The sequence below is a fragment of the Nocardia halotolerans genome (genome assembly GCF_042650145.1).
Lineage (GTDB): Bacteria > Actinomycetota > Actinomycetes > Mycobacteriales > Mycobacteriaceae > Nocardia > Nocardia halotolerans.
This window is the reverse complement of the sequence record NZ_JBHSDL010000039.1, coordinates 1-1,008: the sequence shown is the minus strand read 5'-3', so window position 1 is coordinate 1,008 and position 1,008 is coordinate 1. Positions and strand designations below refer to the sequence as shown.

General features: G+C 49.9%; 2 rRNA genes. Both read right to left on the bottom strand.

From position 1 onward, the window contains the following. A 23S ribosomal RNA gene (locus ACFO5K_RS26720) occupies window positions 1–312 on the bottom strand; the annotation flags it as partial. 162 nt (window positions 313–474) lie between these two features. Then, window positions 475–1,008: ribosomal RNA gene (locus tag ACFO5K_RS26715) — 16S ribosomal RNA — on the bottom strand; the annotation flags it as partial.

Below are 1,008 nucleotides of genomic sequence, written 5' to 3'. Positions count from 1 at the left end.
ATGGAGTGTCCTACAACCCCAAGAAGCAAGCTTCTTGGTTTGGGCTAATTCCGTTTCGCTCGCCGCTACTCAGGAAATCGCATTTGCTTTCTCTTCCTCCGGGTAATGAGATGTTTCAGTTCCCCGGGTCTGCCTTCCATACCCTATGTATTCAGATATGGATACTGCTCCATTACGAACAGTGGGTTTCCCCATTCGGAAATCCTCGGATCGAAGTCTACTTACGACTCCCCGAGGCATATCGGTGTTAGTCCCGTCCTTCATCGGCTCCTAGTGCCAAGGCATCCACCGTGCGCCCTTATTCACTTAACTATCAGTTGAATAAGCATTACACTAAATAAATTTATAGCCTTGCTTTAAAGTTTGATGTCGTTGTTACTCTTATTTAGTTTTCAAGGTACAAAAAGCTTTGAGGCAATTACTCCCTCAAAACTGAACCAAACAACACAGTATGTTTCCGTAATATATCCTTAGAAAGGAGGTGATCCAGCCGCACCTTCCGATACGGCTACCTTGTTACGACTTCACCCCAATCATTGGTCCCACCTTAGGCGGCTGGCTCCAAAAGGTTACCTCACCGACTTCGGGTGTTACCAACTCTCGTGGTGTGACGGGCGGTGTGTACAAGGCCCGGGAACGTATTCACCGCGGCATGCTGATCCGCGATTACTAGCGATTCCGGCTTCATGCAGGCGAGTTGCAGCCTGCAATCCGAACTGAGAATGGTTTTATGGGATTTGCTTCACCTCGCGGCTTCGCTGCCCTTTGTACCATCCATTGTAGCACGTGTGTAGCCCAGGTCATAAGGGGCATGATGATTTGACGTCATCCCCACCTTCCTCCGGTTTGTCACCGGCAGTCACCTTAGAGTGCCCAACTTAATGCTGGCAACTAAGATCAAGGGTTGCGCTCGTTGCGGGACTTAACCCAACATCTCACGACACGAGCTGACGACAACCATGCACCACCTGTCACTCTGTCCCCGAAGGGAAAGCCCTATCTCTAGGG